At 71.8% G+C, this 26,692-nt stretch carries 24 protein-coding genes and 3 tRNA genes; 13 read left to right on the top strand and 14 right to left on the bottom strand.

The features are described from left to right. Positions 1 to 9: 9 nt before the first annotated feature. From ACH4VO_RS03830 to ACH4VO_RS03815, 4 genes are all read right to left on the bottom strand, one after another. Entirely contained in the window at positions 10 to 1,935 is a 1,926-nt protein-coding gene (locus ACH4VO_RS03830) for an ABC transporter ATP-binding protein (protein ID WP_360991815.1), read from the bottom strand. Then, the gene (locus ACH4VO_RS03825) at positions 1,935 to 3,668 is read right to left on the bottom strand and encodes an ABC transporter ATP-binding protein (protein ID WP_360991813.1); all 1,734 of its coding nucleotides are present in this window, start codon (positions 3,666 to 3,668) and stop codon (positions 1,935 to 1,937) included. Before ACH4VO_RS03825 ends, ACH4VO_RS03830 begins: the two co-directional genes overlap by 1 nt. Positions 3,669 to 3,779: 111 nt before the next feature. Further along, the gene (locus ACH4VO_RS03820; protein WP_360991810.1) at positions 3,780 to 5,222 is read right to left on the bottom strand and encodes an FGGY family carbohydrate kinase; all 1,443 of its coding nucleotides are present in this window, start codon (positions 5,220 to 5,222) and stop codon (positions 3,780 to 3,782) included. Between the two features lie 83 nt (positions 5,223 to 5,305). Continuing rightward, the gene (locus ACH4VO_RS03815; protein ID WP_360992123.1) at positions 5,306 to 5,608 is read right to left on the bottom strand and encodes a YtxH domain-containing protein; all 303 of its coding nucleotides are present in this window, start codon (positions 5,606 to 5,608) and stop codon (positions 5,306 to 5,308) included. A 181-nt stretch (positions 5,609 to 5,789) separates the two neighbouring features. Between ACH4VO_RS03815 and ACH4VO_RS03810 the strand changes: the two genes are divergently transcribed. From ACH4VO_RS03810 to ACH4VO_RS03765, 10 genes are all read left to right on the top strand, one after another. Continuing rightward, a tRNA-Asn gene (locus ACH4VO_RS03810) sits at positions 5,790 to 5,862 on the top strand. A 5-nt stretch (positions 5,863 to 5,867) separates the two neighbouring features. Then, positions 5,868 to 5,940: transfer RNA gene (locus ACH4VO_RS03805), tRNA-Asn, on the top strand. Between the two features lie 221 nt (positions 5,941 to 6,161). Further along, positions 6,162 to 6,235, top strand: a tRNA-Ile gene (locus tag ACH4VO_RS03800). A 102-nt stretch (positions 6,236 to 6,337) separates the two neighbouring features. Continuing rightward, positions 6,338 to 6,556: a LamG-like jellyroll fold domain-containing protein gene (locus ACH4VO_RS03795; RefSeq protein ID WP_360991807.1), complete on the top strand. Its 219-nt coding sequence runs from the start codon at positions 6,338 to 6,340 to the stop codon at positions 6,554 to 6,556. A 629-nt stretch (positions 6,557 to 7,185) separates the two neighbouring features. After that, positions 7,186 to 7,845, top strand: a complete 660-nt coding sequence (locus ACH4VO_RS03790; protein WP_360991804.1) for a choice-of-anchor M domain-containing protein — start codon at positions 7,186 to 7,188, stop codon at positions 7,843 to 7,845. A 75-nt stretch (positions 7,846 to 7,920) separates the two neighbouring features. Beyond that, complete coding sequence (locus ACH4VO_RS03785; protein WP_360991802.1) at positions 7,921 to 9,630, top strand: choice-of-anchor M domain-containing protein; 1,710 nt, start codon at positions 7,921 to 7,923, stop codon at positions 9,628 to 9,630. Between the two features lie 77 nt (positions 9,631 to 9,707). After that, on the top strand, positions 9,708 to 11,246 hold the full coding sequence (locus ACH4VO_RS03780) for an anchored repeat ABC transporter, substrate-binding protein (protein ID WP_360991799.1): 1,539 nt from the start codon (positions 9,708 to 9,710) through the stop codon (positions 11,244 to 11,246). Then, on the top strand, positions 11,246 to 12,868 hold the full coding sequence (locus tag ACH4VO_RS03775) for a TIGR03773 family transporter-associated surface protein (RefSeq protein ID WP_360991796.1): 1,623 nt from the start codon (positions 11,246 to 11,248) through the stop codon (positions 12,866 to 12,868). The genes ACH4VO_RS03780 and ACH4VO_RS03775 overlap by 1 nt, the downstream gene beginning before the upstream one ends. Then, positions 12,865 to 13,632, top strand: coding sequence for an anchored repeat-type ABC transporter ATP-binding subunit (locus ACH4VO_RS03770; protein ID WP_360991793.1), 768 nt, complete (start codon positions 12,865 to 12,867; stop codon positions 13,630 to 13,632). The genes ACH4VO_RS03775 and ACH4VO_RS03770 overlap by 4 nt, the downstream gene beginning before the upstream one ends. Then, positions 13,629 to 14,519 (top strand): anchored repeat-type ABC transporter permease subunit, encoded by an 891-nt coding sequence (locus ACH4VO_RS03765; protein ID WP_360991790.1) that lies wholly within the window; start codon positions 13,629 to 13,631, stop codon positions 14,517 to 14,519. Before ACH4VO_RS03770 ends, ACH4VO_RS03765 begins: the two co-directional genes overlap by 4 nt. A 524-nt stretch (positions 14,520 to 15,043) precedes the next feature. On the opposite strand, the gene ACH4VO_RS03760 is transcribed toward ACH4VO_RS03765, so the two are convergent. The 3 genes from ACH4VO_RS03760 to ACH4VO_RS03750 all read right to left on the bottom strand — a co-directional run bounded on the left by ACH4VO_RS03760 (position 15,044) and on the right by ACH4VO_RS03750 (position 16,636). After that, entirely contained in the window at positions 15,044 to 15,550 is a 507-nt protein-coding gene (locus ACH4VO_RS03760) for a TspO/MBR family protein (protein WP_360989416.1), read from the bottom strand. Between the two features lie 162 nt (positions 15,551 to 15,712). Further along, positions 15,713 to 16,147 (bottom strand): ester cyclase, encoded by a 435-nt coding sequence (locus ACH4VO_RS03755; protein WP_360989418.1) that lies wholly within the window; start codon positions 16,145 to 16,147, stop codon positions 15,713 to 15,715. 318 nt (positions 16,148 to 16,465) lie between these two features. After that, complete coding sequence (locus tag ACH4VO_RS03750) at positions 16,466 to 16,636, bottom strand: hypothetical protein (protein WP_175420869.1); 171 nt, start codon at positions 16,634 to 16,636, stop codon at positions 16,466 to 16,468. A gap of 149 nt (positions 16,637 to 16,785) precedes the next feature. Between ACH4VO_RS03750 and ACH4VO_RS03745 the strand changes: the two genes are divergently transcribed. Continuing rightward, complete coding sequence (locus tag ACH4VO_RS03745; protein WP_360989422.1) at positions 16,786 to 17,226, top strand: ATP-binding protein; 441 nt, start codon at positions 16,786 to 16,788, stop codon at positions 17,224 to 17,226. A 187-nt stretch (positions 17,227 to 17,413) separates the two neighbouring features. On the opposite strand, the gene ACH4VO_RS03740 is transcribed toward ACH4VO_RS03745, so the two are convergent. From ACH4VO_RS03740 to ACH4VO_RS03725, 4 genes are all read right to left on the bottom strand, one after another. Continuing rightward, positions 17,414 to 17,587, bottom strand: a complete 174-nt coding sequence (locus ACH4VO_RS03740) for a CsbD family protein (RefSeq protein WP_360989424.1) — start codon at positions 17,585 to 17,587, stop codon at positions 17,414 to 17,416. 115 nt (positions 17,588 to 17,702) lie between these two features. Further along, a complete protein-coding gene (locus ACH4VO_RS03735; protein ID WP_360990065.1) occupies positions 17,703 to 19,067 on the bottom strand; it encodes a carboxyl transferase domain-containing protein in 1,365 nt (454 codons plus the stop codon). A gap of 22 nt (positions 19,068 to 19,089) precedes the next feature. Beyond that, entirely contained in the window at positions 19,090 to 20,589 is a 1,500-nt protein-coding gene (locus tag ACH4VO_RS03730; RefSeq protein WP_360989426.1) for an acyl-CoA synthetase, read from the bottom strand. Between the two features lie 98 nt (positions 20,590 to 20,687). After that, entirely contained in the window at positions 20,688 to 21,896 is a 1,209-nt protein-coding gene (locus tag ACH4VO_RS03725; protein ID WP_360989429.1) for an MFS transporter, read from the bottom strand. Positions 21,897 to 22,057: 161 nt separating this feature from the next. Between ACH4VO_RS03725 and ACH4VO_RS03720 the strand changes: the two genes are divergently transcribed. Next, positions 22,058 to 22,489: an Lrp/AsnC family transcriptional regulator gene (locus ACH4VO_RS03720; protein WP_069172685.1), complete on the top strand. Its 432-nt coding sequence runs from the start codon at positions 22,058 to 22,060 to the stop codon at positions 22,487 to 22,489. Here ACH4VO_RS03720 and ACH4VO_RS03715 read toward each other — a convergent pair. The 3 genes from ACH4VO_RS03715 to ACH4VO_RS03705 form a co-directional block, all read right to left on the bottom strand. After that, positions 22,467 to 23,972 carry a GAF domain-containing protein gene (locus tag ACH4VO_RS03715; RefSeq protein WP_360989432.1) on the bottom strand — a complete coding sequence of 502 codons (1,506 nt, stop codon included), beginning with the start codon at positions 23,970 to 23,972 and terminating at the stop codon, positions 22,467 to 22,469. The genes ACH4VO_RS03720 and ACH4VO_RS03715 overlap by 23 nt on opposite strands. Positions 23,973 to 23,987: 15 nt before the next feature. Further along, a complete protein-coding gene (locus ACH4VO_RS03710; protein WP_360989435.1) occupies positions 23,988 to 25,025 on the bottom strand; it encodes a rod shape-determining protein in 1,038 nt (345 codons plus the stop codon). Positions 25,026 to 25,182: 157 nt separating this feature from the next. Continuing rightward, positions 25,183 to 25,755, bottom strand: coding sequence for a hypothetical protein (locus ACH4VO_RS03705; protein ID WP_360989438.1), 573 nt, complete (start codon positions 25,753 to 25,755; stop codon positions 25,183 to 25,185). Between the two features lie 123 nt (positions 25,756 to 25,878). Between ACH4VO_RS03705 and ACH4VO_RS03700 the strand changes: the two genes are divergently transcribed. Continuing rightward, complete coding sequence (locus tag ACH4VO_RS03700; protein WP_360989440.1) at positions 25,879 to 26,607, top strand: hypothetical protein; 729 nt, start codon at positions 25,879 to 25,881, stop codon at positions 26,605 to 26,607. The last annotated feature ends 85 nt before the right edge of the window (positions 26,608 to 26,692 follow it).

Genomic DNA, 26,692 nt, shown 5'->3' with positions numbered 1-26,692 from the left:
GGGGCCACCTCAGACGACCTCGGCCGGCGCCTGCGCGAACTGTGCCGCGTACAGCCGGGCGTAGGCGCCCTTCGCCGCCAGCAGTCCGTCGTGCGTGCCCTGTTCGACGATCGACCCGTCCTCCATGACCAGGATCACGTCGGCGTCCCGGATCGTGGAGAGCCGGTGCGCGATGACGAAGCTCGTACGGCCGTGCGCCAGGCGCGCCATCGCCTTCTGGATGAGCACCTCCGTACGGGTGTCCACCGAGCTGGTGGCCTCGTCGAGCACCAGGATCACCGGGTCGGACAGGAACGCCCGCGCGATGGTGATCAGCTGCTTCTCGCCCGCGCTGACCCCCGAACCCTCGTCGTCGATCACCGTGTCGTAGCCGTCGGGCAGGGTACGCACGAAGCGGTCGGCATGGGCCGCCCGGGCCGCCTCCTCGATCTCCTCCCGGGTGACCTCGCGCGAGGCGCCGTAGGCGATGTTCTCCGCTATCGTCCCGCCGAACAGCCAGGTGTCCTGCAGCACCATCCCTATGCCCGAGCGCAGTTCGTCACGCGACATCTTCGCCACGTCCACGCCGTCCAGGGTGATCCGGCCACCGGTGACCTCGTAGAACCGCATCAGCAGATTGACCAGGGTGGTCTTGCCTGCGCCGGTCGGGCCGACGATGGCGACGGTGTGGCCCGGTTCCACGCTCAGCGACAGGTCCTCGATGAGCGGCTTGTCCGGGTCGTACCGGAAGGCCACCTTCTCCAGCGACACGCTGCCGCTCAGCTCCTTCGGCCGCTCGGCGTTGTCGGGCTCGGGCGACTGCTCCTCGGCGTCCAGCAGTTCGAAGATCCGCTCGGCCGAGGCGACGCCCGACTGCAGCAGGTTCGCCATTGACGCGACCTGCGTCAACGGCATCGAGAACTGCCGCGAGTACTGGATGAACGCCTGTACGTCACCGATCGACAAGGCGCCCGAGGCCACCCGCAGACCGCCGACGACCGCGACCAGCACGTAGTTCAGGTTCGACACGAACATCATCAGGGGCTGCATGATCCCGCTGTTGAACTGGGCCTTGAAACCGGCCTCGTACAGCGCTTCGTTCTGCTCGGCGAAGTCCCTCGCGGACTCCTCCTGCCGCCCGAAGACCTTCACCAGGGCGTGGCCGGTGTACATCTCCTCGATGTGGGCGTTGAGCCGCCCCGTCACCTTCCACTGCGCCACGAACTGTGGCTGCGACCGCTTGCCGACCCGTGCGGCGACGAGCGCCGACAGCGGGATCGTGACGAGCGCCACCAGGGCGAGCAGCGGCGAGATCCAGAACATCATGATCAGTACGCCGATGATGGTCAGCACCGCGTTGATGAGCTGGCCCATCGTCTGCTGCATCGTCTGCGAGATGTTGTCGATGTCGTTCGTCGCCCGGCTCAGCACCTCGCCGCGCTTCTGCCGGTCGAAGTAGGAGAGCGGCAGCCGCGACAGCTTCGTCTGGAGGTCCTCACGCAACTGGAAGACGCCCCGGTTGATCACCCGGATCGACAGCCGGGTCGACACCAGCATCAGCAGCCCCGCGCCGACGTACACCAGCAGCGCCGCCAGCAGGACCCTGCCCACCGCGTCGAAGTCGATGCCCGCACCGGGGGTGAAGTCCACCCCGGACAGCATGTCGGCGAGCCCGCCGTCGCCCCGGTCCCGCAGGCCGTCGACGGCCTGCTCCTTCGTCGTCCCGGCCGGCATCTGCCGGCCGACGACCCCCGCGAAGATGAGGTCCGTGGCCCCGCCGAGGATCTTCGGCCCGACCACCGAGAGCGCGACGCTCAGCGCTCCGGCGCCCAGCATCAGGTACAGCGAGGACTTCTCCTTGCTGAACCGGCCCAGCAGCCGCTTCCCCGACCCCTTGAAGTCCGCGGACCGCTCGGTGGGTCCTGTGGCCATCATCCGTCCGCCCGGCCCTGCCATCAGGCGGCCTCCGCTTCCGTCAGCTGGGAGAGCACGATCTCCCGGTAGGTTTCGTTGCCGTCCATCAGCTCGTGGTGGCTGCCCGACCCGACGACCCGGCCCTCGTCGAGCACCAGGATCCGGTCGGCGTCACGGATCGTGGACACCCGCTGCGCCACGATCACGACGGTCGCCTCCGCGGTCTCCCGCGCAAGGGCCCCCCGCAGTGCGGCGTCCGTGGCGTAGTCCAGGGCCGAGAACGAGTCGTCGAAGAGATAGATCTCGGGCCGCTGCACCAGGGTCCTCGCGATGGCGAGCCGCTGCCGCTGCCCGCCGGAGACGTTCGTCCCGCCCTGGGCTATCGGTGCGTCCAGACCGTGCTCCAGCCCCTCCACGAAGTTCTTGGCCTGGGCCACCTCCAGGGCGTGCCAGAGCTCCTCGTCGGTGGCGTCGGGATTCCCGTAGCGCAGATTCGTCGCGACCGTCCCCGAGAACAGGTACGGCTTCTGCGGGACCAGGCTCACGGTCTTCGCCAGCAGGACCGGATCCAGGGTCCGCACGTCCACACCGTCGACCAGCACCGCGCCGTCCGTCGCGTCGAACAGCCGGGGCACGAGGCCGAGCAGTGTCGACTTCCCGCTGCCCGTCGACCCGATGATCGCGGTGGTCTCGCCGGGCCGCGCCGTGAGGGCGACCGACCGCAGGACGGGCTCCTCGGCGCCCGGGTAGCGGAACTCCGCGTCGCGTATCTCCAGGTGCCCCCGCCGGGTCAGCTCCGTGACCGGGGAGAGGGGCGGCACGACGCTCGACTCGGTCTCCAGGACCTCCTGGATGCGCTCGGCGCACACCTCGGCGCGCGGCACCATCATGAACATGAAGGTGGCCATCATCACCGACATGACGATCTGCATCAGATACGCAAGGAACGCGGTCAGCGCACCGATCTGCATCCCGCCGCTGTCGATGCGGTGCGCCCCGAACCAGACGACGGCGATGGAGGACAGGTTCACGACCGTCATCACGGTCGGGAACATCAGCGCCATCAGCCGGCCCGTCGACACGGCGACGTCCGTCAACTCCGTGTTGGCGGCCCGGAAGCGCTTCGTCTCGTAGTCGTCCCGGACGAAGGCGCGGATGACCCGGTTGCCGGTGATCTGCTCGCGCAGCACGCGGTTCACGGTGTCGAGCCGTGTCTGCATCGTGCGGAACAGGGGCCGCATCCGGCGGACGATGAGACTCACCGCGATACCGAGGACGGGGATCACGCCCAGCAGCACCGCGGACAGCGGGACGTCCTGGCCCAGCGCCATGATGACGCCCCCCACGCACATGATGGGTGCCGACACCATCAGCGTGAACGTCATCAGGACCAGCGTCTGGACCTGCTGGACGTCGTTGGTCGTACGGGTGATCAGCGAGGGCGCCCCGAACCGTCCGAGCTCGCGTGCCGAGAACGACTGCACCCGGTCGAAGACCGACGCCCGCACGTCGCGCCCGAGGGCGGAGGCGGTCCGCGCGCCGTAGTACACGGCGCCGACGTTGCAGAGGACCTGGGCGACGCTGACGGCGATCATCACGCCGCCGAACTCCAGGATGTAGCCCGTGTCACCCTTCACGACACCGTTGTCGATGATGTCGGCGTTGAGGCTCGGCAGATAGAGAGTGGCGCAGGTCTGCAGGAGCTGGAGCAGCACCAGCAGCACGATGGGTTTCTTGTACGGATCCAGATAGGTCCGCAGGATTTTTATGAGCACGCGTGTCTCTCGGAGTCGGCGGAGGGCAGAGGCCGGTCCATCCTGCGGCACCCCGAACCTCACGGCCAACGCTTTTCCCCAAGCGTGGGTCAAAACAGGCCCGTTGCCCCCTCAGTCCGTGCCGAACGCCCCCGGGTGGATCTGGTCACGGGTGGCCCCGTACTGCTGCCGCACGGCCCGCCCCACGGCGGCGTCCTCGCCCGGCTCCAGGACCTGCGTCGCGGCACCCTGCCAGGCCGGGGGAGTCCGCGGATCGAGCGTCCCCCGCGAGACCCCGAGCGCCCACGCCGCCTGCCGGGCCGCGCCCTGCGCGGCGTACTGGGCGGGCTGCGGCACGACGGCCTGGGTACCGAACACCGCGGGTGCCAGGGCCTGCACGGCAGGCAGCTCGGCCGCCGCGCCCAGGAGGAACACCCGCCGCACCTCCACGCCCCGGCCGCGCAGCACGTCCAGCGCGTCGGCCAGCGAACACAGCATGCCCTCGAACGCCGCCCGGGCCAGATGCTCGGGCTTCATCGACTCGCGCCGCAGCCCGGTCAGCGTCCCCGCCGTGTGCGGCAGACGCGGGGTGCGCTCGCCCTCCAGGTACGGGAGGAACACGAGCCCGGAGGAGCCCGGGGTCGACCTGAGCGCCAGCGCGGACAGCTCGTCCAGATCCTCCACGCCCAGCATCTCGGCCGTGCCGCGCAGCACGCGTACGGCGTTCGACGTGTGGACGACCGGCAGGTGCATCCCGGTCGCGTCGGCGAACGAGGTGATCATCCCGCTGGGATCGGCCAGCGCCTCGTGGTGCACGGCCATGACGGAACCGGACGCGCCCAGCGACACCACGGCGTCCCCGACGGCGACCCCCAGCCCGAAGGCCGCGGCCATCGTCTCGCCGGTCCCGGCCGAGATCAGCAGCCCCTCCGGCGTCGTACCGGCGGCGTCGGCCGGGCCGAGCACCTCCGGCAGCGCGGCCGGGTGGCCGAGCGCGAGTTCCACGAGGTCGGGCCGGTAGGAGCCGGAACGCGCCGACCAGTACCCCGTGCCCGAAGCGGCACCGCGGTCGGTCGTCCGGCGGGCAGGCCGGCCGAGCAGCTGCCACACCAGCCAGTCGTGCGGCTGCATGACCGCGGCGACACGCTGCGCGTTCTCGGGCTCCGTACGGGCCAGCCAGCGCAGCTTCGCCACAGGCTGCGCCGCCTGCGGTACGGCTCCGACGGCCTCGGCCCAGGCCTGCCGCCCGCCGAGCCCGTCGACCAGGTCGGCTGCGGCAGCCTGCGCCCGCCGGTCGTTGCCGAGCAGCGCGGGGCGTACGAGATTGCCCTGGTGGTCCAGTGGCACCAGGCCGTGCTGCTGCGCGGACACCCCGATGGCCTCCACGCCTTCGAGCAGCCCGCCGGAGGCCGCCTCACCGAGTGAGAGCAGCCACGCCTGCGGGTCCACCTCCGAGGCCTTGGCCTCGACGGGATGTGCGGCGTATCCCTGCCGCAGCACCGCACCGGTGTCCGTGTCGCAGACGACGATGTGCGTGTAGGCGGAAGAACTGTCCAAGCCGGCGACTATGCCCATACACAGAATTCTGCCGCACCGCCGGACCGTTCCGTGCCGGGCCCCACCCGTACCGGGCCGGGGCCCGGCACGGGGAGGGTCCCTCACGTGTTGGTCGTGCCCCAGTCGTCGCCGCCGGTGTGGCCGTTGCGTTCCCGCAGCGAACGCACCCGGTCGGCGACGGAGACGGGCACCTTGTCGCCGACCTTCTCGCTCACCGAGTGGTAGGCCTTGCCCGCGAAGTCCCGGCCGCCGTGCGCGGCGGACTCCGCCGCGTTGCGCACGGCGGGATTCTCGGAGAGCCGCTGCGCGGCCTTCCGGAGCTGCTCGTAACGCTCGCGCCCTGCTCGTGTGCCGAGCACGTAGCCGAGGGCCACTCCGGCGATGAACGTGAGCCGGTACCGCATGGCTGCCACCCTTCCTTCGCTCTGTGCGACGTGTGCTGCCCGCCTACCCGCGAGCACCCGAGATCACCCCGGCAGATACCGATTGGCGGAGCACCCCCCTGCTTGCGCTAATGTATGTGTCGCAGCGAACGCGCGCCGCCCGGCAGCCGCCAGGCAGGTGCGATTCGAGGCACCGCAGCAATCCCCTGTAGCTCAATTGGCAGAGCAGCCGGCTGTTAACCGGCAGGTTACTGGTTCGAGTCCAGTCGGGGGAGCGCGATCCCCTGTAGCTCAATTGGCAGAGCATTCGGCTGTTAACCGGAGGGTTACTGGTTCGAGTCCAGTCGGGGGAGCGATGCGGAAGAGGGCCCTTCGGGGTCCTTTTTCGTGTGTCCGCACGGGCCCCGCCAGGGCCCCGGCCACTCTTTCCGGGGCGATCTCCGACCGGCCGGAACCGGGCAGCACGCAGCGCCCTCTTCATGGTCACGCGAAGCCGACCATCCGCAGCAGGAGATCGTATGACCGGCTATGCTGCGGCAGACGGCGCGCACACATGTACGCGCCACGCCGAGACGGGGCGGTAGCTCAGCCGGTTAGAGCAGCGGACTCATAATCCGTCGGCCGTGGGTTCGAGTCCCACCCGCCCCACCCAGCGTCCCCAGGCAGAATCGTTCTGACCTGGGGAAACGTGTTTTTCGGGGGCATTTCGTGGCCACATGACCAGGCGAATCCCACGCCGGTCTCACCCGGATGCGGACGTCTTTTCGGGAAGCCAGCACCGACGCACCCGCCGACGGAACCTGGTCCTACCAACGGGTTGCCTCCAATAACCCGGCCGTACCCGGAGCCTGGACCCACCTGGCCGGTGTCTACGACGCCACCGCCAACACCATCAGCCTCTACGTAAACGGTGAATTCCAGGGCGTCACGCCCTTCACCGGCGCATGGGCAGCCACCGGTCCACTGTAGATCGGCCGCGTGCACTGGTCAGGCACCTACACCGACTACGGCCCGGTGGTCTGAACCGTCACCCCTGCCTCCCCGAGAGCCCAACCGTGCCCCACTTCGCGGTCGGCGTCGGTTTCCGGGCCCGGTTCGGCAAGCTCCGCGGCACCTTTCCGTGGGCCTGGCGCGAGCTGGTTGTACAGCGGTCGGATGCGTCCCATTCCAGCGGCCTCTGCGCCAGGTGACCGCGACCACCGTGCCTCGGCCTGCGGCCAGGACACTCCGACGGCGGCCCGTTCGCCGAGCGTGCCCAGCGTGAGCTGTCACTTCGGCCAGTGCCGCTCCGTGGCGTGGGCCCGGCAGCGGGCCCGACGGTCAGCGGCCTCGTCCCCAGCCGGGCAGGAACAGCCGCCGGGACAGCGGGCACGAAGAGATTCGCTGAGGCGCTCCGCGTCGGTCAGGGGGACAGCAGATCGCCAGTCGACTGCGCCCAGCTCGCCCATGGGCTTCCTCGTCTCGTCTCCCCGTGAGCGAGGGGCGTTGACAGGCTAGTTGGCAACGAAACCCATGTGCAACAGTTGCGCAGGCCTATCGAAAATGATTATCGTCTCGGTGTCCATGAACGACATGGACATGACCCATGGGGGGTTCCCTTGCATACCCGTAAGCGTCTGCTGACCGTCACCGGCGTTGCCGCCGCCGCGCTCGCTGTGGCCGGCTTCAACAGCTCCGCGTTCGCCGCGACGACGCTCTCCACCGGCCACGTCGACGTCCTCGACGCGGAGTGGGACGGCAGCGCCTTCGCGCTGCACGTGCATGACGAGACCAACGCCGCCGAGTACGCCCCTGCCGACGCAGTCCTCTCCGTACCGGCCGCAGCCAAGGTCACGCGCCCGTCCGGCACGCAGTACGGCTTCCTCGGCACGGGCGCCCAGGTCTGGGTCCTGCCTCAGGACGAGGCATCGGCGACCGTCAAGAACATCCTGTGGCCCGGCATCTCCACCGAGCACCTGGCCACCGGCGTGTTCGCCAACAACACCGTGCAGTACAAGCTCGGCACGGTGACCCGCAACGGCGCCGCCACCGACGACTTCAGCGTCTACAAGGTCAACGGCTCCACCGTGGACCGCTACTACGACAGCGGCACCACCACGTCGTACAAGAACAAGACGTTCGCCGTCGGCGGGCACGACCACGCCCACTGGGCCTTCGAGGAGCCCGGCACCTACAAGGTGAACTTCACCGTCACCGGCACGGTCGGCACTGTGGCCAAGTCGACCGCGGCCACGTACACGTTCACCGTCTCCAACTGACCCTGCACCGACCGCGGTGACCCGTCCGCGCTCGCCGCGCGGGCGGGTCGCCGCTCTGGCAAGGAGGCAGGACCGATGAGTGTCCTGACACACGGCCGACGAGCGGTCGCGGCGACCGCCGGCACCCTGGCCGCGGCGCTGCTCGCCACCGCGGCCGGACTGGTCGCCGCGGGTACGGGAACTGCCCACGCCGAAGGCGGGGCGGTGGTGCTCGCACAGGGCGACATCGACTTCGTGCCCCAACTCACCAACGGGCGTCTGGACCTGCGGATAGCTGACCGAACCGGCGCGGCGACGGTGGTGCGTGAACCGTCGGACGTGGTGCTGCATGTGGTGCCTGAGGCGAAGGAGTCGGTCATCTCGCCGGTGAACCCGCTTCTCGGCGACGGGCTGCACGGTTGGTTCCTGAATGGCCGTCACGCGAAGGACGTCTTCGCCCTGACACCCGGATGGACGGACCTGGCCGGGGCGCGATCGGTCGAGGTCACGCTCGACCGTTCCCAGGGGGATGGAAGGTTCGCGCTCTACACCTTCACCGAGGAGATGGAGTGGTCGGACCAGGAGCCGGTCCAGCACCTCAACAGCGACGATCCTGAGTTCCGTTCCTTCCCGATGCCGCAGGGACCGGACCGCTTCGCGCCGACGTGGGGCTTCGCCGCCGAAGGCGTCCACCGGCTCACCCTCACCGTGCGCGCGACGCTGGCCGACGGCAATGAGGTCACCGATACCGAGACCCTCGCCGTCGCGGTCGGATCGACGGACCCGACGCAGGTACGGCCCGGTGATGGCACCGCCACACCGGACCCGACGGCACCCACCCCGTCCACGACCCCCTCCACGCCCCTCCCGACGCCGACCTCGGCGGCGCCCACCGCGCACGTCATCGACGACGGGCACATCGACCTGGCCGCCCGGCCGGGGAAGAGCGGGGCCCTCGCGTTCGAGATCAAGGAAGGGGCGCCCCAGCACCCGCGGTGGCACGAGCCGGACGCCGTCGTCATTCACGTGAAACCCGCCGCCAAACGACGTATCAGCGAGGGTTACGACTTCCTTGGCACGCCCGGAGACCCGGTGTGGTGGCTTCCGTCCAGTCAACTGGCCGGACTCGTCTGGCCCGGCTGGAACACCGAGGAGTTGCCCGCCTCTCAGGTCAGGGGCCGGATCACCTATCGAGTCGACTCACTCCAGGGTCCCGGCACGCTCGCGATCATCAACGACAACTCGATGGACAGCACCGTCCTCGCCGACAGCGGCGACGGGCTGCCCGACGCGTTCGAGCACACCGCAGGCAGCCACTCCCACTCTGCCTGGGCCTTCACCCAGGAAGGCGTCTACCGGACGACCTTCACGGCCGCCGCCACCCTCGCCGACGGTACGAAGGTCAGTGACACCGCGACGATCGCCTGGGCAGTCGGGGCCATCGACCCCACGACGGTGAAGCCGGGCCGGGGTGCCGAGCCCACCGCCCCCTCGACGGCCCCGCCCACCGGCGCCCCGACCACCACCGTGCCCTCGTCCAGTGGTACCCCGACTACCAGTGCGTCCGCTCCCCAGCCCGGCCCCTCCGCATCGTCGCCTGTACCTGACGCCGGTGCCGCTGACGACCCGCCGGGTACGGGCACATCAGGAACGGCGGGCGGCACCGCGGTCGGCGGCCGTCTGGCCTCCACCGGTGCATCCGCCCTGTTGCCCATCGGTCTTGCGGTCGCCGCGGTCGGCGCCGGAGCTGTGGCCTTCCACGCCACCCGCCGCCGACGTGAGGGCCCGTCCGCCACCGCTTCCTGACCACCGGCTCCGAGGGCTCACAGCCGTCCCTCCCGCCCTCGGAGCCGGTCCTTCGCATCGATCTAGGAGTATCCGTCGTGCGCACCGCACCACGAAGAATCACTCTCGCGCTGGCCGGCGCACTGCTGCTGGCCGGCTGTTCGGGCACCGGCCCCGGCACGTCCGACGCCGCTCTGACGGTCTCGACGACGACCGGCGTCATCGCCGACCTGGTACGCCAGGTCGGCGGCGAGCGCGTCGACGTCACCTCGATCGTGCCGCACCACGGTGACCCGCACTCCTACGAGCCCAGTCCGGGTGACACCGTCAAGGTCGCCCGTGCCGACATGATCTTCTCCAACGGGCTGCTCCTGGAGGAGCCCGGAATTATGAAGATGATCCACAACAACGCCACCAAGGGCGCGCCGAAGATCGAGATAGCCGCCAAGCTCGAGCAGTTCGGCGGCACAGTGATGAAGCTGGAGGAGGACCTCGGACTCGACGTGCTCTGGCTGGGCTGGGCCGTCGAGGGCGAGGTCGCGGGGGAGGGCGCACACGTCCGTACCACCGCCGTGAAGCTCACCGGGCCGGGAGACCTGCACGTCTACCTCACCGACACACTCGGCAACCCCACCAGCTACATCGACTCCTCCGACGGCCTCGACGCCAAGGACTCCTTCACACTGCCGCCCGAGGCCCACACCCACGTCAACTGGGTGTTCACCAAGCCGGGTACGTACGAGTTGACCGTACGAGGCCAGGTCGAGGCCCTGGACGGCAAAACCACGGAGGCCGGGCAGGGCAGCGTCACCTTCACCGTCGGGGGCGCCGCACACAACAAGGCCGCCGCGGGTCGCAGGACACTCGACGACGGCCACGCCGACCTCACCCTCAACGCCCAGCAGAAGTCGGTCTACGTACGGACCGACGAGAAGGCCACCGGCGAGCGGCTGCGCACGGCCGGCAAGGAAGTGGCGCTGAACGTGCCCGACCGGGCGAAACAGAAGGTGCCCGAGGAACCGCAGTACCGCTTCCTCGGATCGGCCGGCCAGGACATCTGGGTGCTGCCGCAGGCCGTCATCGGCAAGCACGTCCACGGCGACATGGACCCGCACGCCTGGGGTGACGTCTCCAACGCCGAGGCGTACGCGCGCCGCATCCAGGCCGAACTCACCAAGGCCGACCCCGCTGGCAAAGCCGTCTACGAGCGCAACACGAAGGCGTATCTGAGCACGCTCGCCTCTCTCCACAAGGACATGGCCGCCACCCTCGCGACCGTCCCTGAAGCCAACCGCAAGCTCATCACCACGCACGACGCCTTCGGATACCTCGCCAAGGCGTACGGCATGGAGGTCGCCGGGTTCGTCGTCCCCGTACCGAACCAGGAACCGAGCGCGGCCGAGGTCGAGAAGCTGCGCAGCACCATCCGGGGCAAGAAGGTGCCGGCGGTCTTCCTCGAACCGAACCTCGCCGCACGCGCCGACATCCTGCGCCGCGTCGCCCAGGACGAGAGCGTCGGCATCTGCACGATCTACGGCGACTCCTTCGACGACAAGGTCCACGACTACGTCGGGATGATGCGCCACAACGCCGACGAACTCGCCCGCTGCCTGGGTGGAAAGGAAAGCAAGTCCTGATGACGAGCGTACGGAAAAGGGGGGCGGCGGGACGGATCGCGTTGGGCTGCTTCCTCGGAACAGCCCTGATCCTGGCCCCCGCCGCGGCGGCCGTCGCGGCTTCTGAGGAGCCTGGCACGGGCGGTACGGCGGCGCCCGAGGCACCGGTTTCCTCCGCCGAGACCACGACCCGCCCGCCGCTCGACATCGACGACACCCATCGGTTGGCCGTGCCGGACGACGCCGCGTACGCGTTCCTGGGCGCACCGGGCGCACCGGTCTGGGACATCGAGGAACCTGCCGACAGCGCTGGACTGACCCTCACGGGCGTCGAGGGCCCGGGTGCCCTCGTCGTCCACCGGGCAGCGGGGACAGCGGCCTCGGAGCTGCTGGCGCACAGCGGCGGTACCGAAGGGCTTGCCGAGGACGGGTACCCGATCCCGCCCCGTACCGCTGACATCGCCGTACCGGTCGCGCGCTGGGCGTTCACCGCCCCGGGTACGTACCGGCTCACCCTCGCCCACGCCTCGGTGGAGACTGACCCGGTCCGCAGGACGACCACGCTGGCGGTACGGGTGGGAGACGCGGCCGTCGTCACGCCGCCTGTTTCAGCACCGACGCCGACGCCACCCTCGTCCGACGCGCCGTCCACCTTCCCGGCCGAGGACGCGGCCGGGGAGACACCCCTCCAGCGGGGCGCTCCGATCAGGGGCGCACAGGCCGTCGAGGGGGCACCGGCCGACGCGCTGAGGGCGGCCGAGGCGCTCGCCACGGAGAAGGCCGCCACGGAGAAGAAGGTGCTCGACAACGGCCACGTCGACATCGCCGCCCGTGCGGTCGACGGGAAGCTGCAGATCCAGGTCAAGGACGGCACGGTCGCGGGGAAGACCACGTGGCGCGAACCCTCCTCGGTCGTGTTCCACGTCAAGTCGGCGGCGAGGAAGCAGGTTCCGGCGGGGGGCGCGTTCTCCTTCCTGGGCAAGGCCGGCGACCCCGTCTGGCTGCTCGACCAGGTCCAGCAGGAAGGTCTGCTGTGGCCGGGCTGGTCCACCGACAACGTCGCGTCGGGCGTGCTCAAGGGCGGCGTGAAGTTCGGCCTGGCCAAGGCCGAAGGACCCGGCGGCTTCGCCCTGTACACCTACGACGGACTTTCGGGTGCGACCGTGCTGCTCAACAGCAAGGACGGCGTTCCGGACGCCATCGACGTCCCGGCCAACACCCACGCGCACGGTGGATGGGCCTTCGGCGGTGAGGGCGTCCACAAGCTGACCTTCTCCATGACCGGAACCCTCGCGAACGGCTCCGCCTCCGCCGACACGGAGACCTTCACGTTCGTAGTGGGGGACAAGACGGACCCGGGTTCTGTCAGCCCGACAGGAGGCGGGTCCGGATCAGGCAGCTCCGGATCCGGGGACTCCTCCCCGGGGACCGACGACAAGCCCGGTTCCGATGCCGGCACGTCCGCGTCCGGAGCGACAGGCAACGACACAGGTGCGGGCAAGGGCACCTCGGGCGCCATGGCCCATACGGGTGCGGCCGATGTCGTGCTCATGGGTGGCGGCGCCGTGGCGCTCGCCGCAACCGGCGCCGCCCTCGTCGCCCTCAACCGGCGCCGGGAGCAGCGGAACGGAGCCCAGGCATGAGTGACAGCGATCCCGTACTGCGGGCCGAAGGCGTCACCGTCGCGCTCGGCGGCCGTGTGGCGCTCCAGGACGCGAACCTCTCCGTCGGCGCGGGGGAACTGGTCGGGCTGATCGGCCCCAACGGTGCGGGCAAGACGACGCTGCTGCGCGCCGTCCTCGGCCTGGTTCCGTTGTCTTCCGGTCGGGTCCTCGTGGCCGGTCAGCCGGTCGCGGAGGCCCGTCGGCTGATCGGCTACGTGCCCCAGCGGCACGAGTTCGCCTGGGACTTCCCCGTCGACATCGCGGGCGCCGTCCTCTCGGGTCGTACCCGACGCATCGGCTGGCTGCGGAGACCGGCGGCGGAGGACCACACAGCTGTGGAGAGCGCACTGGAACTCACCGGGCTCATGGATCTGCGGCGCCGCCCCATCGGCGAGCTGTCGGGCGGCCAGCGTCAACGTGTCCTCGTCGCCCGTGCGCTGGCCGCCGAACCACGGATCCTGCTGCTGGACGAGCCGTTCACCGGCGTCGACGTTCCCACGCAGGAACTACTCAACGACCTGTTCGGCCGACTGGCCGAGGACGGAACCGCACTGCTGATGACCACACACGACTTGGCGGCAGCCGCCCGCACCTGCACCCGCGTCGTCCTGCTCAACCGGACCGTGGTCGCCGAAGGCGGGCCGGAACTGCTGTCCGATCCGGACCGCATGCTCCGGGCCTTCGGCCTCGACCGCGCCCCCGTACCGCTGCAGCGGACGCCCGACAAGGAGGCTGCGGCGTGATTGAGTTCTTCCTCTCTCCGTGGGAACTGCCCTTCATGCAGCGCGCCTTCGCGGTCGCCGGGGTCGTCGGTCTCGTCTGCGGGGTCGTCGGGGTCTACGTCGTACTGCGAGGCATGGCCTTCATCGGCGACGCCGTGGCCCACTCCGCGTTCCCCGGAGTAGCCCTCGCTTACGCTCTGGAGGGCAACCTGCTGCTCGGCGGCGCCGCAGCCGGAATCACCACCGCCGTCCTTATCGCCTTCGTCTCCCAGAACCGGCGGCTGAAGGAGGACACCGTGATCGGCGTGTTCTTCGCTTTCGCGTTCGGACTCGGCATCGTCCTCGTGTCCACCCGCGACAGCTGGACGACCGACCTGTCCTCCTTCCTCTTCGGCCAGGTCCTCGCCGTCGGCCCCGAGGACGTGTGGACGGTGGCGGCCATCGGGGCCGTCGTCGTCACGGTCGTGCTGCTCCTGCGCAAGGAGCTCATCGCCGTGACGCTGGACCGTGAGACGGCCCGTGCCGCCGGCCTGCCGGTCTTCGGCCTCGACCTGGTGCTCTACATCGTCGTGACGACGACGATCGTCATGTCGCTGGAGGCGGTCGGCAACATCCTCGTCCTCGCCCTGCTCATCACGCCCGCCGCGACCGCACGGATGCTCACCGACCGGATCAGTGTCATGACCGCTCTGGCGTCCGGTATCGGCTGCGTCGGCACCCTGGGCGGACTGTACGTGTCTTACACCTACGACCTGGCGGCGGGCGGATCCATCGTCGTCGTCCTGACCGGGATCTTTGCCCTCACCTGGTGTCTCGCCCCGAAGCACGGACTTCTGGCGCGCGCCCGCAACCGAGTGTTGCCCGAGGCACCGAACACCCCCGAGCCCGCGACGGGAGTGACCGTGTAGGGGACGGACACGCAGCACAGACGAGTGGGGCGCCGCGAGGTCTTCGCGGCGCCCCACTCGTCCCGGGTCCTACCGGATCCGGATCGGGTGCTACGGCTACGGAATCGGGTCATCCGCGCCGGCGCCGACCGAAGAGCCCGCAAGGGCACCGAGGCTGCGGAGGATCATCTCCGACCGAGGCAAGATCCGCAGCCGACGCGTCACCCGCGCTGGGAGGATGAGCGTCGGCCCCGCGCCCGCGGAAATGGTGCGGACCATGAGCGAGGTCGGCTGGACCCCACCGCGGCGCGCAGTCGGGACTCTGCCGACGCAGCCGGGACCGTCCTTCCGATCCGTGAGGATAGGGCGCTTGGGGTCCGGCGCCTCACACTCCGTCGCGACGGTCCTCGGCGGTCACCTGGTGCTCCACGGGGATGGGTGTACCGGCTCGGGGGATCAGGAGGGGCTCTTCGCGAGTCGCCGGGTCCGGTACCGGACGTTCGCGCGGTGACGGCGGGCAAGCTGCCTGCGGCGTTCGAAGGCCCTCAGGCGGGGTTGCGGCGGACGATCGACGCGTTCAGGGCGGTGGCGAAGGCGCACCAAGCCGCGTAGGGGAGCAGGCTCCCTCCTGCTGTGCGATCGATGCAGGTGGTGCGGCGGATCAGCTCCGCGTTGCTCACATCGAGCGCGAGGGTGCCCAGGAGGCCCGCCTTCGGGCTGCGGCAGCCGAAGAACAACCAGTTCCACGCCGCGTTCAGAGCGAGGTTGGCCCCCATGCTCGCGGCGAGGCCGCGCCGTTCGTCTCCCCGGGCGCGGTGCAGGGCTCGGCCGCCCGCCCAGGCGATCGACGCGTACAGGGGTGTCCATACCGCGCCGAACGCCCAGGACGGGGGTTGCCACCGCGGTTTCTCCAGCCCTCGGTACCAGGCGCTGTCCGGGTTCACAGCTGCGGCCCCGGCTACCGCGCAGGCCGTGACGGCCACGGTGGTGAGCGCGTACGGCTGCCAGGAGGCGTACGGGGAAACGTACTTCGGTGTGTTGATCTGTCTCATGTGTTCCGTCTTTCCCCGGAACCCGCGTCCACCCCGACCGTGGACCTATGCGTCACGCCGCTTCGCGTGGCGATGTACGGAGCTTGCGCGGTCGGCGGACCCGGGCGGAGGCGAGCACCGTACGGACCGGCTCGCCTCCGCCCGTCCCGCAGCTCCCTGCGGTCAGCTGCTCTGCAGCTGACGGGTCAGGCCCAGCTGGCTCATGATGGCGCCGGTGTCCATGTAGACCCGGCCCTCCTTGATCTTGCCGTCCTTCACCTTGTAGACATCGCACGCGTGCACCGTGATGTGCTGCCCCGTGGCGGGCAGGGTGCCCGCGTGAAGGGCGAGGTCTCCCGTCTGGGTCCCGGTGCCCGTGTACTCGACGACCACCGTGTCCCCCTGGGACGTGAGGTGGTCCAGCGCGAAGCGGCCGTCGGGCATCGCGTCGAACAGGGCCTTCGCGAGCTGGGTGAAGCCCTCCGGGCCCTTCATGGTTCTGCCGCTGCCCTCCTCGACGACGGTGCAGTCAGGAGCCACGGCTCCCGCGATGGAGTCGTAGTCCCGGTGGTTCCACGCCGTGAACAGGTCGCGTACGAACATTTCGTTGTCAGCCATGGGAACCTCCGCTCAGACATATCCCGTACCTCCCATGCTGACGGGTGGGGCCTGACCGTGCATCCCCTGCCGGAGGGCCGACGCCTCCGAAGACGAAGGCCCCCGGAGCGCCTCCGCGCATCGCTGCTTGATGCCGTGTCACACCTGCTCCCGGGCGGCGTACGCGGGACGCGGGAGCGGGACAATCCGGGGCGACCGGTGGCCGGCTCGTCCGGGGGCGGCAGCCGGCCCCGCCCCCCGGATCGGATCGGGGCGGGGCCGTGAGAGGGCCCGGGCGCGGGCTCGACGAGCACCCGCCCGAACGGTGTCGGCGGCGGGTCAGCGTCTGCGGGAGGGGCGACCCGCTCCGATCCCCGCCACGTGCAGGGCGAGGAGTGCCAGGCCCAGGAGCATGACGTTCACGGAGGCGAAGACGTCGTTGGTGGTGATGTCCGCGGCGTTGATCAGGAAGGCGATGGCGAACAGGACGGCAGCGGCTATGCCGAGCATGGTGGTTTTCCTTTCCGAAGGGTGAGGTGCTTGTGCCCGGGGAACCCACGGACAGGCCTCGCGTCCGGCTTCCGGTCACGGCCGGGCCGCGTGGGTGTGTCTCGCAGGCGGGGGTAGAGGAAGAGGAGGGAGCCGAGAGAGGAGGACCCATGACGAAGGACACGTCGCTGCGTGCCGTGGGATGGGCGCAGTCGTTCCCGGCTTCGAACGGGGTGCGGGCAGGCCGCCGCTGGACCCGGGAGCATCTGGCGTCCTTGGAGTGGACGAAGGACGCGCCGGAAACCGTGGACGCGATCCTGCTCAGCGTTTCCGAGCTGATCACCAACGCTCACGTGCACGCGCACAGCGACGCCCAGTTGGTCCTGACCTGGGACAGCCGCTGCCTGCACGTCAGCGTCCACGACTCCGACCCCCTGCCCCCCGCCCAGCAGCCGGAGAACCTCACGACGACCGGCGGGCGCGGAATGGCCATCATCGACGCGCTCGCCGACGCGTGGACGACGCATCCACAGCGGTCGGGCAAGACCGTCTCCGCCTGTTTCGTGCCCCCGGGTGCTCCGAAGCCCCGGCACGACGCGGCCCTCGGCTGATCCGCGGTACGGGACCCGGGAGGCCGCAGGGCCGCCGACCCGTCCGGACCGGCGGCCGACCGCGTCCCGTAAAGGGACGAGACGCCGGTGCCCGTGACGCCCGCGAACCGTACGGCGACATGCGTGTGGCCCGGCGCCGGCCGGGCCACACGCGTCAGGGGGAGAGCGCCTCGCGCTCTCGTCGCCGTCAGTGCTTGAAGGCGTCCTTCGCCTTCTCCTTGGCCTGCCGGGCGTCGCCCTTGGACTGGTCGGCCCGGCCTTCGGCGGTGAGGCGCTCGTTGCCGGTCGCCCGGCCGGCGGCCTCCTTGACCTTGCCCTTGGCCTGCTCGGTCTTGGCCTGGGTCTTCTCGTCGGCAGCCATGTCATTCACACCTTGCTGTACTCGGCGTCAGGGTCACCTGCCGTATGACCGGGACCGGCCCGCGCAAACCCCCGGAGGCCCGGAGCGTGTGCCCGGCGTCCGGCACCGGGGAACGTCATCCACAGCCGGCCGGGGCGGGACCGTCGGCCGGATCGCCGCCCGCCGGGCCGACGACCGAGCGGGCGACGCCGAGTTCCACCAGGTCCTGCGGGCGCAGCCGCAGCTGGTCGGCGGTGGCACGCACCTCGTCCGGGCCGCGCTTCAGGATCGCGGCGGCCAGTTCCGGGGCGATGACCGAGAAGTAGCTGTCCGCCGTGACGTGGGTGTTGTCCGGCGCCGCCAGCGCGAGCGCGCCGCCCGAGCCGCCCTCACCGATCACCAGCGTCGTCACGGGCACCCGGGCGCCGGCGACCGCCGCGAAGGTCCCGGCGATGGCCGCTCCGGCACCCGCGCGCTCCGCCTCGGCGTCGTTGGCCGCGCCGGGGGTGTCGACCAGGGTCAGTACGGGGATACCGAGGCGGTCCGCCAGGTGGATCACCCGTGACGCCGTGCGGTATCCGGCCGGGAGGGTGGCGGTGCCGCACTGGGCGACGTACGCCACCGGCCGCCCGCCGTGCAGTCCGACACCGCAGAGCAGCCCCGGGTCGATGCCCCCGCAGCGGTCGCCGCTCAGCGCGAGCCGATCCTCGAAGTAGGCGTCCAGATACGCCGCTGCCCGCGGCCGGGCCGCCGAGCGGGCCTGCGCCACCGCCGCCCAGCCGGTCTCCGGCAGTCCCGTGCCCGACAGCGGCCCCGGCACCGGGGCCGGCCGCGCCGGACCGGACACCGTCAGCGCGGCCAGCCAGCGCCCCAGCGTCCCCGCCAGCTCCCCGGGGGGCACCACCGCGTCCACCTGACCCGCCGCCAGCTGCCCTTCCGCGGTGTAGGCGTACGGGTCCGCGCCGGCGGGCCGCACCCGGGACCCGGCGAAGCCGATCTGCGCCCCGGGCAGGGCCAGCACCACGTCGGCCCCCGCCCCCAGGGTGGCCCAGCCGCCCCCGGTGGTGGGATCACGCACCACCGCGATCTGCGGCAGGCCCGCCGCCCGCAGCAGCGCGGAGGCCCGGGCCACCCGCTGGAGCTGTATCAGCGCGATCATGCCCTCCTGCATCCGGCTGCCCCCGGTGGCGACCAACGAGACGAGCGGCAGGCGGCGTTGACGGGCCAGCGCGTACGCGGCCTCCAGCCGGTCCCCGGTGTGGCCCCCGAGTGACCCGCCCAGGAAGCCGAACTCGAAGGAGACCAGCACGCAGGAGAGGCCGCCGATCCCGGCCACCCCGTACACGACCGACTCCTCCTCGCCGGTGCGTGCCGCGGCGCGCGCCCGGGACTCGCCGTAACCGGCCCAGCCCAGCGGGCCGTCGGCCGGTGCCGGACGGACGGGCGGGCGGTGCTCGGTGAAGCTCCCGGCCACGGCGGCGACGATCTCCCGCGCCGTCATGCGGCCGCCGCCACCGTCGCCGTCACCGCGGGCGCTGGACACCGAGCGACCTCTTCATGATCTTGCCCAGTTCGTTGCGGGGCAGGGCATCGAGGTGGCGGACGACGCGCGGGCGCTTGTGGGGGGCCAGCAGGGCCGCCACATGGTCCGCCAACTCCCTCTCGCCGGGCGGTGATCCGGGGTCCTCGGGGACGATCCAGGCGACGATCCGCTCACCGAGGTCCGCGTCCGGCTCCCCGGTGACGGCGGCCTCACGTACCCCGGGGTGCTCCAGCAGGACGTTCTCGATCTCCCCGGCGCCGATCTTGTAACCACCGCTCTTGATCAGGTCGGTGGCCTTGCGCCCGACGATGCGTACGTAACCGTCGGGGTCGACCGTGGCCATGTCCCCGGTACGGAAGAAGCCGTCCGCGGTGAAGGCCGCCGCCGTCGCGTCGGGGCGGTTGAGGTAGCCGGTGAACAGGTTCGGCCCGCGCACCTGGATCTCCCCGATGGCCGCCGGGTCCCCGAGCACGCTGCCGTCCTCCTCGACGAGCCGCAGTTCCACCCCGGCCAGCGGCGGCCCGACCGTGCCGGCGCGCGGGATGCCGTCCGCCCGTACCCCCGTGTTCATCAGGGTCTCCGTCATGCCGTACCGCTCGACGACGCGGCGGCCGGTGGCCGCGGCGATCCGTTCGTGGTCGTGGACGGGCAGGGCGGCCGAGCCGGAGACCAGCAGCCGGGCGCCCGCCAGCGCCTTGGTGAGGCTCCCGGAGCCGGCCGGATCACTCAGCGCGCCCGCCAGCCGGTGGTACATCGTGGGCACGCCGAAGAGCATCGTGCCCCCGGAGAGCAGCTCCCGGGCCACCCCCTCGGGCGAGAAGCGCCCCAGGTGGCGCACCGAGCCGCCCCGGCGCAACGGGCCGAGGACGCCCAGGATCAGACCGTGTACGTGGAACAACGGCAGGGCGTGCACCAGGACGTCGTCGGCGGTCCACCGCCAGGCGTCCTCCAACGCGTCCAGCGAGGCGGCGATCGCCCGGCGGGGCAGGACCGCGCCCTTGGGCGGGCCGGTCGTGCCCGAGGTGTAGACGATCAGGGCGGGGGAGTCGGGGGCGGGCTCGTCCCGGAAGACACCCGCACCCGCACCTACCCCCGCACCCGCATCGCCCGTCTCCGCCCCCGTACCGGCGTCCAGCCGGCGCAGGCAAGCCAGCGCCGGCGGAAGCGTGTCGCCCTCCCCGGCGAGTACCACCGAGGGGACGCTGTCCGCGACGATGTGCGCCAGTTCCCGCTCACCCGTGTTCGGGTTGAGCGGTACGGCGGGCACGCCCGCCCGCAGCGCCGCGACCACCGCGATCACCGTCTGCGGCGTGGACGTCGCCCAGACGGCGACGCGCCCCGCCCCCGCGATCTCGGCCGCGAGCGCGTCGGACGCCGAGGCCAGCTGTGCGTACGTCAGGCTGTGTGCGCCGAAGCGGACGGCCTCCGAGGAGTCCGTCCGGCCGGCCGGCCCGTGCAGTGCGGGCAGAAGAAGGGTCACCCTAAGCAGCCTAGGGCCTGGAGGGAGTTGTCCGGCGGGACGCCTCCCTACAGGCCCGGAGGCTGTCCCGGCGACGGTCCCGGGGCCCGGGCGCCCCGTCAGGCGTCGCGCCGCAGGCTCCGCATCCGTCCGTACGCGTACACCGCGCCGGCCAGCGCCAGATCGGAGAGCAGCATGAAGCCGATCGCGTACGAGCCCTTCGCGCTGTAGATCGCGCCCATCACCAGCGGCGGCACGAAGCCGCCGAGGCCGCCCATCGCCCCGACGATGCCCGTCACGCTGCCCACCTTGGCCTGCGGCGTCACCTGGGAGACCAGGGCGAAGACGCTGCCGCTCGCGGTGCCCAGCCCGGCCGCCATGCAGAGCAGCGCGATCGTCCCGACCGGGTACAGCCCTGGCTCGAACGCCTGGGCGATCGCCATCAGGGCGGCGAGCAGCAGCGCCCCCGCCGTGACCAGGGCCGGGTGCACCCGGTCCGAGAGCCGGCCCCCGACCGGGCGGAAGACCACCGTCACCAGCGCGAAACCGGCGGCCTTGGTGCCCGCCTCGGTGGGGGACATCTCGTACCAGGTCTTCAGGTACGTCGGAAGGTAGACCCCGAACGCCACGATGCCGCCGAAGCCGATCGCGTAGAGCGCGGAGAGTTCCCAGGTGACCCGCAGCCGGCCGGCCCGTCCCAGCCGGTGGCCGAGCGAGTCCGCCGGCACCTGGCGCCCCGGCCGGTCCGTGACCAGGGCTGCGGCGAGCAGCGCGTACACGACGAGCGCCGCGGCGACGACCAGGAACGGCAGGTTCGCGCCGTGTTCCGCGATCCGGGGGGTGAAGTAGCCGGACAGCGCGACGCCCCCCATGCCCATGCCGAACACCCCCAGCGCCAGACCCCGGCTCGTGGGCGGGAACCACGAGTTGACCAGCGGGATGCCGATGGCGAACGTCGTTCCCCCGAGCCCCAGCAGGAAGCCGACGGCGAGCATCGCCCCGTACGAGTCCGCCGCCGGGATGAGCAGCAGCACCGGGAGGACCGTCAGCGCCGACACCGCGGGGAACATCCGCCGGGCCCCGTACCTGTCGGTCAGTGCGCCGACCGGGATGCGGCCCAGCGAGCCGACGAGCACGGGCACGGCGACCAGGAGCGACTGCTGGAACGAGGTGAGTCCCAGCCGTTCCTTGTAGTCACCCGACATCGGGGCGATCAGATTCCACGCCCAGAAGGTGAGGGTGAAACCGGCCGTGGCCATGATCAGGTTCCGGTAGGCGGCGGATCGGGTGCGTTCCGGGGCGGGGGCCTTCTTGACCGCTGTGTCCACACGGCAAGTCAACGCGGCGGGGGAAGGCCTGGCCCGCCGGATTGCGCCATCCGGGTAAGGGCCCCGTACGGCAGGCGCCCCTAGGCGTACGGGGCCCGCGGAGCCCTGGCGGACAGCCGCTCGCCCGCCGTTCACCGCCCCGGACTGCGACAATCGCGGGTATGGACCGCATGGACAGAGAGATCCTCGGGATCCTCCAGGAGGACGCGCGGATCTCGTACCGCGATCTCGGCCTGCGCGTGGGACTGAGCGCCAACGCGGCGGGCGACCGCGTACGCCGCATGCGCCGCGAGGGGGTGATCCGGGGCTTCACGGTGATCATCGACCCGGCCGCCGACACGCGCTCGGGCCTCGTCGTCTTCATCGACGTGTCGCTGCGCCTCGACACGACGAACGAGGAGTTCGAACGTGCCGTGCTCGCCCTTCCCGGCATCACCGAGGTGGTACACGTGACCGGCGGCCACGACTACCTGGTGCGGGCCACGGCTGCCGACTCCGGCTCCCTGGACGCCCTGCTGCGCCGGCTGAAACGGGACGCGGGCGTCGCGCACTCCAACACCCGCATCGCGCTCAGAGCGGCGCCTGCCAGATGACCGTGGGCGAGCGGGTGCCGTCCTCGGCCCGCCCGTCGTCGGCGACCACCAGGCGCACCGCGGGGCGCCCGTCGGGCAGCCGGGCCGTGACGTCCACCTCCACCTCGATGACCGACACCCCCGGCCGCCGGTGCGCGGTGGCCAGCGCCCCGCGCAGGACGCCGAGCAGCTGACCGTCCACGGGCTCCGGCACCAGGGCGTCCACCGCCCCCGTGAAGTGCACCGACGGCTGGAAGCCGAGCACCGCCGCCGCACCCGCCGTCTCGCGCAGCACCCGGCCGCGGAAGGTCGCCGGAGCCTCGGCCGGCGGCTGCTGGAGTGCGAAGATCGTCGTCCTGACCTCCTGGATCGTGGAATCCAGCTCGTCGACGGCCCGCGCCAGCAGCTCCGCCGTCGCGCCGTCGCCCGCCAGGTCCTTGCGGCGGGTGGACTCCAGCATCATCTCCGTCGCGAACAGCCGCTGGACGACGAGGTCGTGCAGATCGCGGGCGATCCGGTCGCGGTCCTCGTAGACCGCGAGCTGCTCCCGGTAGTGCTGGGCGTCGGCCATCACCAGGGCCAGCGCGGCCTGGGAGGCGAACTGCGAGGCCAGCAGCCGTTCCACCGCCGTGTACGGACGGCCGCCGCGCCGCCGGGGCAGGGCGAGGGTGCCGATGAGCCGCCCGCCGCTCTGCAGGGGGAGCATCATGCTCGGTCCGAACCGCTCCCGCACGTGTGTCGTCATCCGCGGATCCGTCGCGGAGTCCTCCAGGAACACCGGCTCGCCGCCCAGCAGTTGGACGAGGACCAGGGAGCCCGGCTCGATCACGGTGCCGACGATCCCCGCAGGGTCCTCGCGCGTGGAGGCGGCGACGATCTCCATCCCGCCGCCCGCGGTCGGCTGGAGGATCACCCCGGCCGAGGCGCCGGCCAGCACCCTGGCCCGCTCCGCGACGGTCACCAGGGCGTCCGTCGTGGACGTACCCGTCAGCAGGGCCCGGGTGACGGCGGCGGCCCCCTCGATCCACTGCTCCCGCTGCCGCGCCGCCTCGTACAGATGGGCGCCGTCGACCGCCGCGGCCGCCTGGGAGGCGAGCAGCCGCAGCAGGGCCAGGTCCGTGTCCGTGAACCGTCCGGGGTCCTCCCCGGTGAGGCAGAGACCGCCCAGCACCTCGGTGTGCAGGCGGATCGGGGCCCCCAGGAAGGAACGCTGCGGCGGACGTCCGGGCGCTGTGCCGCCGAAGCGCGGGTCGGTGCTCACGTCGTCGCCGCGCAGCGGCTCGCCGTCACGGACCAGGGCCCCGAGGAACGCGCCGCGCACGTCCAGGAGCGGGCCCGGGTGCCGGCGTTCGGCGTGCGGCAGGCCGGAGGTGAACAGGTCCGTGACGCGGGCGTGTTCGCGGTCCAGGAGCGCCAGGGCGCCGCGGTCCGCCCCGGCCAGCGCCGTGGCGGTGTCCACGATGTGCTGCAGGGTGCTCCGCAGGTAGGGACCGGTTCCGCCCACGGATCGGTGGGGCTCTCAGCCGGCGAGCGGGTCGAGGACCAGCGGCTGGACCGTGCCGTCCAGCATGGCGCCCAGTCCGAGCACGGAGCAGACATCGGGCCGCTCCGCGATCTGCACCGGCACGCCGGTGGCCTCGCGCAGCATCTGGTCCAGCCCGGGCAGCAGGGCGCTCCCGCCGACCATCATGATCCCGGAGTCAGCGATGTCCGCCACCAGGTCGGGCGGGCAGTCGCGCAGCACCTTGCCCAGGCCGTCGAGCACCGCGGTCAGCGGGGTGTGGATGGCCTCCCGGACGGCGGCCGTGTCGACCTGCACCGAGCGGGCCAGGCCGGTGACCACGTCACGGCCGTGGATCTCGGTGACCGCCGGGCCCTTGAGCGTCAGGCCGTTGCCACGCAGCGCCAGTTGCAGGGGGCGCACGGACTGGCTGGGCAGCATCAGCTGGTGGTGCTGGCGCAGGTGCTGGATCACCGCGCGGTCGATGGCCTCCCCGCCGATCGGGATGCGTACGGCCGTCACGATCGAGCCCAGCGAGAGCACCGCGATCTGGGTCGTGGCGGCCCCGCACACCATGATCATGGTGGCGGTCGGCTGCTCCACCGGCAGTCCGCAACCGACGGCCGCGGCGATCAGCGTGTCGACCAGCTCCACCCGCCGCGCGCCGAGGCCGACCAGCGTCTCGACGGTCGCCCGCTGGGCCAGCGGATCGGCTTCGTGCGGGGTACAGGCGGCGGCCCGCAGCCGGGGCTTGCGGCGCAGCTGGCGCCGGAGCTTCTCACCGAGGAGGTGGCGCAGCATGCGCTGGGCCATGTCGATGTCGACGACGGTACCGCCGGTCACCGGCCGGGCCACCCGGATGTACGCGGGCGTGCGGCCGGTCATCTGCTCGGCGAGGGCGCCGACGGCGATGAGCGAGCCGGTGCGGGTGTTCACTGCGGCGACGCTGGGCTCGTCGACGACGAGCCCGACTCCCTTGATGTACACACGGGTCCTCGCGGCCCCGAGATCGACGGCGACATGGCAACGGCGCAACTGCTCAAGACTGACGGTCACGGCAGGGTCTCCCGAGAGCGCTGACGGGCGGGTACCGGCGGCAGCCGGCTCTCCTGGCATCCTCGCGCCGGGCGTGGGGCGGCGCGCGCCGGGTGAGGCGTACGAGGGAAGGCCGGGCCCGGGCCGACGGGGCGACAGCCGGGGAGTCGCGCCGGGATCAGCCCGTGCCCGGGAGGAGGCGCTGGAAGAGGCCCCAGGTGAACTCGGCGACGTACCGGCGGCCGTCGGCGGGGTCCGTGAGGGCGAGCGCCCAGCGGGTCGGCGCGCTGCCCTCCATCGGACGGGCCTCCTCGAAGGCCCGGGCCACCTCGTCCACGGTGCACGACCACGGGCGCAGATCCCCGGCCGTACGCAGCTCGGGGCCCGGCAGGCCCGGGGTGCGGACCAGCCACTCGTTCCACACGGCTCCGCCGGGGCCCGCCATCACCTCGAACCGGAGGTCCGGCCAGAGCGGCAGCGGCCACCGCAGCGCATCGCACTCCAGGTCGCCCACCGTGCGGCGTACGGACGTCTCGGGCTCGCCGAGCACCGACCGGTAGCGGCGCAGGGCGCCCCGGCCGCGCGGGGCCCGCACCATGGCCTGCCAGCGCCGGTTCGCCTCGCGCATCTCGGCGAGCGAGGCGCTCAGTTCGTGGCGGGCGTCCTCCACCAGATCCGGCTGGTGATCGGCCATCCGGCGCAGCAGGACGAGCTGGAACTCCAGCGGCCCGAAGGGGGTGCGAGCGGTCATGGCGCCCATCCTGCCCCGTCTCACGCGTATCGGACGGCGTGCCTCGGTATCCGCTCTTCCACACAGGATCCTCACCTGGGTGGCTTCCTCCGCTGTTCGCCGCCCGTCTAGTCTGCGGGCGCCATGGATTATTGCCACCCGTGCCAACGGCACCTCAACGGCGCCCTGGCCTGCGCCGGATGTGGAACCCCCGCCGAGGCGTTGGCCCCGTACGCCGTCCCGGTCCACCACGGTCACGAACCGGAACCGCCGGGCGAGACCCTCGAGCCCTCCCGGGTGGGAGGGCCACGGCGTCGTGGCCGGGGGCCGGCGGGCAGGAAGGGCGGCCGTCGGGGGCACCGGCGCCGCAGGCGCGGGGCGCTGCTGACGGCGGCCGGGGTGGTGCTGGCCGCCGGTGCGCTGAGCCTGGCCGAGCTGGCCGCCGAGCCCGAGCACGACAGCGGCGCCGCCGAGTACGTGACCGAGGTCACGGACACCGCCACCGAATCCGCCCCGGCCCCGTCCGGGTCCACGGCACCCGACGGTCCGGGGCCGGTGGACGCACCCACCGCCGCACCGGTGACGGAGTCCGGAGCCGGGGAACCGGGGCCGTCCGCGTCGGCGGTGCCGAAGGCTTCCGGGGAGCCGGCGGGACCCGTGTCCGCCCCGCCCGAGGGCTCGCCCGCCGCGTCCGCGTCCGCCTCCGCCTCCGCCTCCCCGTCCTCGGCTCCCGAGGGCACCGGGGGGCCGGACGTACCGTCGCCGTCCGGTCGGCCGTCCGAGCAGCCGACGCGCCCGGAGCCGCCGGGCAGTCCCTCGCCCACTCCCTCGCCGACCGAGACCTGCACCCGGTGGCTCTGGTTCTGCACCTGAGGACGGGACGCCCGGCCGGGGCCCCGGGTGGCGGCGACCGCCCCGGCCGGCCCGCCCGGTCCGGGGTGCGTCAGGCCGCGGGAGG

This window comes from Streptomyces sp. NPDC020780, from assembly GCF_044334475.1.
Taxonomy (GTDB): domain Bacteria; phylum Actinomycetota; class Actinomycetes; order Streptomycetales; family Streptomycetaceae; genus Streptomyces.
Note: the sequence above shows the minus strand (reverse complement) of the source record. Positions and strands in the feature narration are given on the sequence as shown.

What these genes read in the sequence shown, in the direction of transcription:
- ACH4VO_RS03755 (WP_360989418.1), bottom strand. Translation starts at nt 16,147, where the DNA reads ATGGCTGACAACGAAATGTTCGTACGCGACCTGTTCACGGCGTGGAAC.
- ACH4VO_RS03795 (WP_360991807.1), top strand. Translation starts at nt 6,338, where the DNA reads ATGCGGACGTCTTTTCGGGAAGCCAGCACCGACGCACCCGCCGACGGA.
- ACH4VO_RS03830 (WP_360991815.1), bottom strand. Translation starts at nt 1,935, where the DNA reads ATGGCAGGGCCGGGCGGACGGATGATGGCCACAGGACCCACCGAGCGG.
- ACH4VO_RS03700 (WP_360989440.1), top strand. Translation starts at nt 25,879, where the DNA reads ATGGATTATTGCCACCCGTGCCAACGGCACCTCAACGGCGCCCTGGCC.
- ACH4VO_RS03760 (WP_360989416.1), bottom strand. Translation starts at nt 15,550, where the DNA reads ATGAGACAGATCAACACACCGAAGTACGTTTCCCCGTACGCCTCCTGG.
- ACH4VO_RS03740 (WP_360989424.1), bottom strand. Translation starts at nt 17,587, where the DNA reads ATGGCTGCCGACGAGAAGACCCAGGCCAAGACCGAGCAGGCCAAGGGC.
- ACH4VO_RS03820 (WP_360991810.1), bottom strand. Translation starts at nt 5,222, where the DNA reads ATGGGCATAGTCGCCGGCTTGGACAGTTCTTCCGCCTACACGCACATC.
- ACH4VO_RS03720 (WP_069172685.1), top strand. Translation starts at nt 22,058, where the DNA reads ATGGACCGCATGGACAGAGAGATCCTCGGGATCCTCCAGGAGGACGCG.
- ACH4VO_RS03775 (WP_360991796.1), top strand. Translation starts at nt 11,246, where the DNA reads ATGACGAGCGTACGGAAAAGGGGGGCGGCGGGACGGATCGCGTTGGGC.
- ACH4VO_RS03745 (WP_360989422.1), top strand. Translation starts at nt 16,786, where the DNA reads ATGACGAAGGACACGTCGCTGCGTGCCGTGGGATGGGCGCAGTCGTTC.
- ACH4VO_RS03785 (WP_360991802.1), top strand. Translation starts at nt 7,921, where the DNA reads ATGAGTGTCCTGACACACGGCCGACGAGCGGTCGCGGCGACCGCCGGC.
- ACH4VO_RS03815 (WP_360992123.1), bottom strand. Translation starts at nt 5,608, where the DNA reads ATGCGGTACCGGCTCACGTTCATCGCCGGAGTGGCCCTCGGCTACGTG.
- ACH4VO_RS03735 (WP_360990065.1), bottom strand. Translation starts at nt 19,067, where the DNA reads ATGACGGCGCGGGAGATCGTCGCCGCCGTGGCCGGGAGCTTCACCGAG.
- ACH4VO_RS03770 (WP_360991793.1), top strand. Translation starts at nt 12,865, where the DNA reads ATGAGTGACAGCGATCCCGTACTGCGGGCCGAAGGCGTCACCGTCGCG.
- ACH4VO_RS03750 (WP_175420869.1), bottom strand. Translation starts at nt 16,636, where the DNA reads ATGCTCGGCATAGCCGCTGCCGTCCTGTTCGCCATCGCCTTCCTGATC.
- ACH4VO_RS03705 (WP_360989438.1), bottom strand. Translation starts at nt 25,755, where the DNA reads ATGACCGCTCGCACCCCCTTCGGGCCGCTGGAGTTCCAGCTCGTCCTG.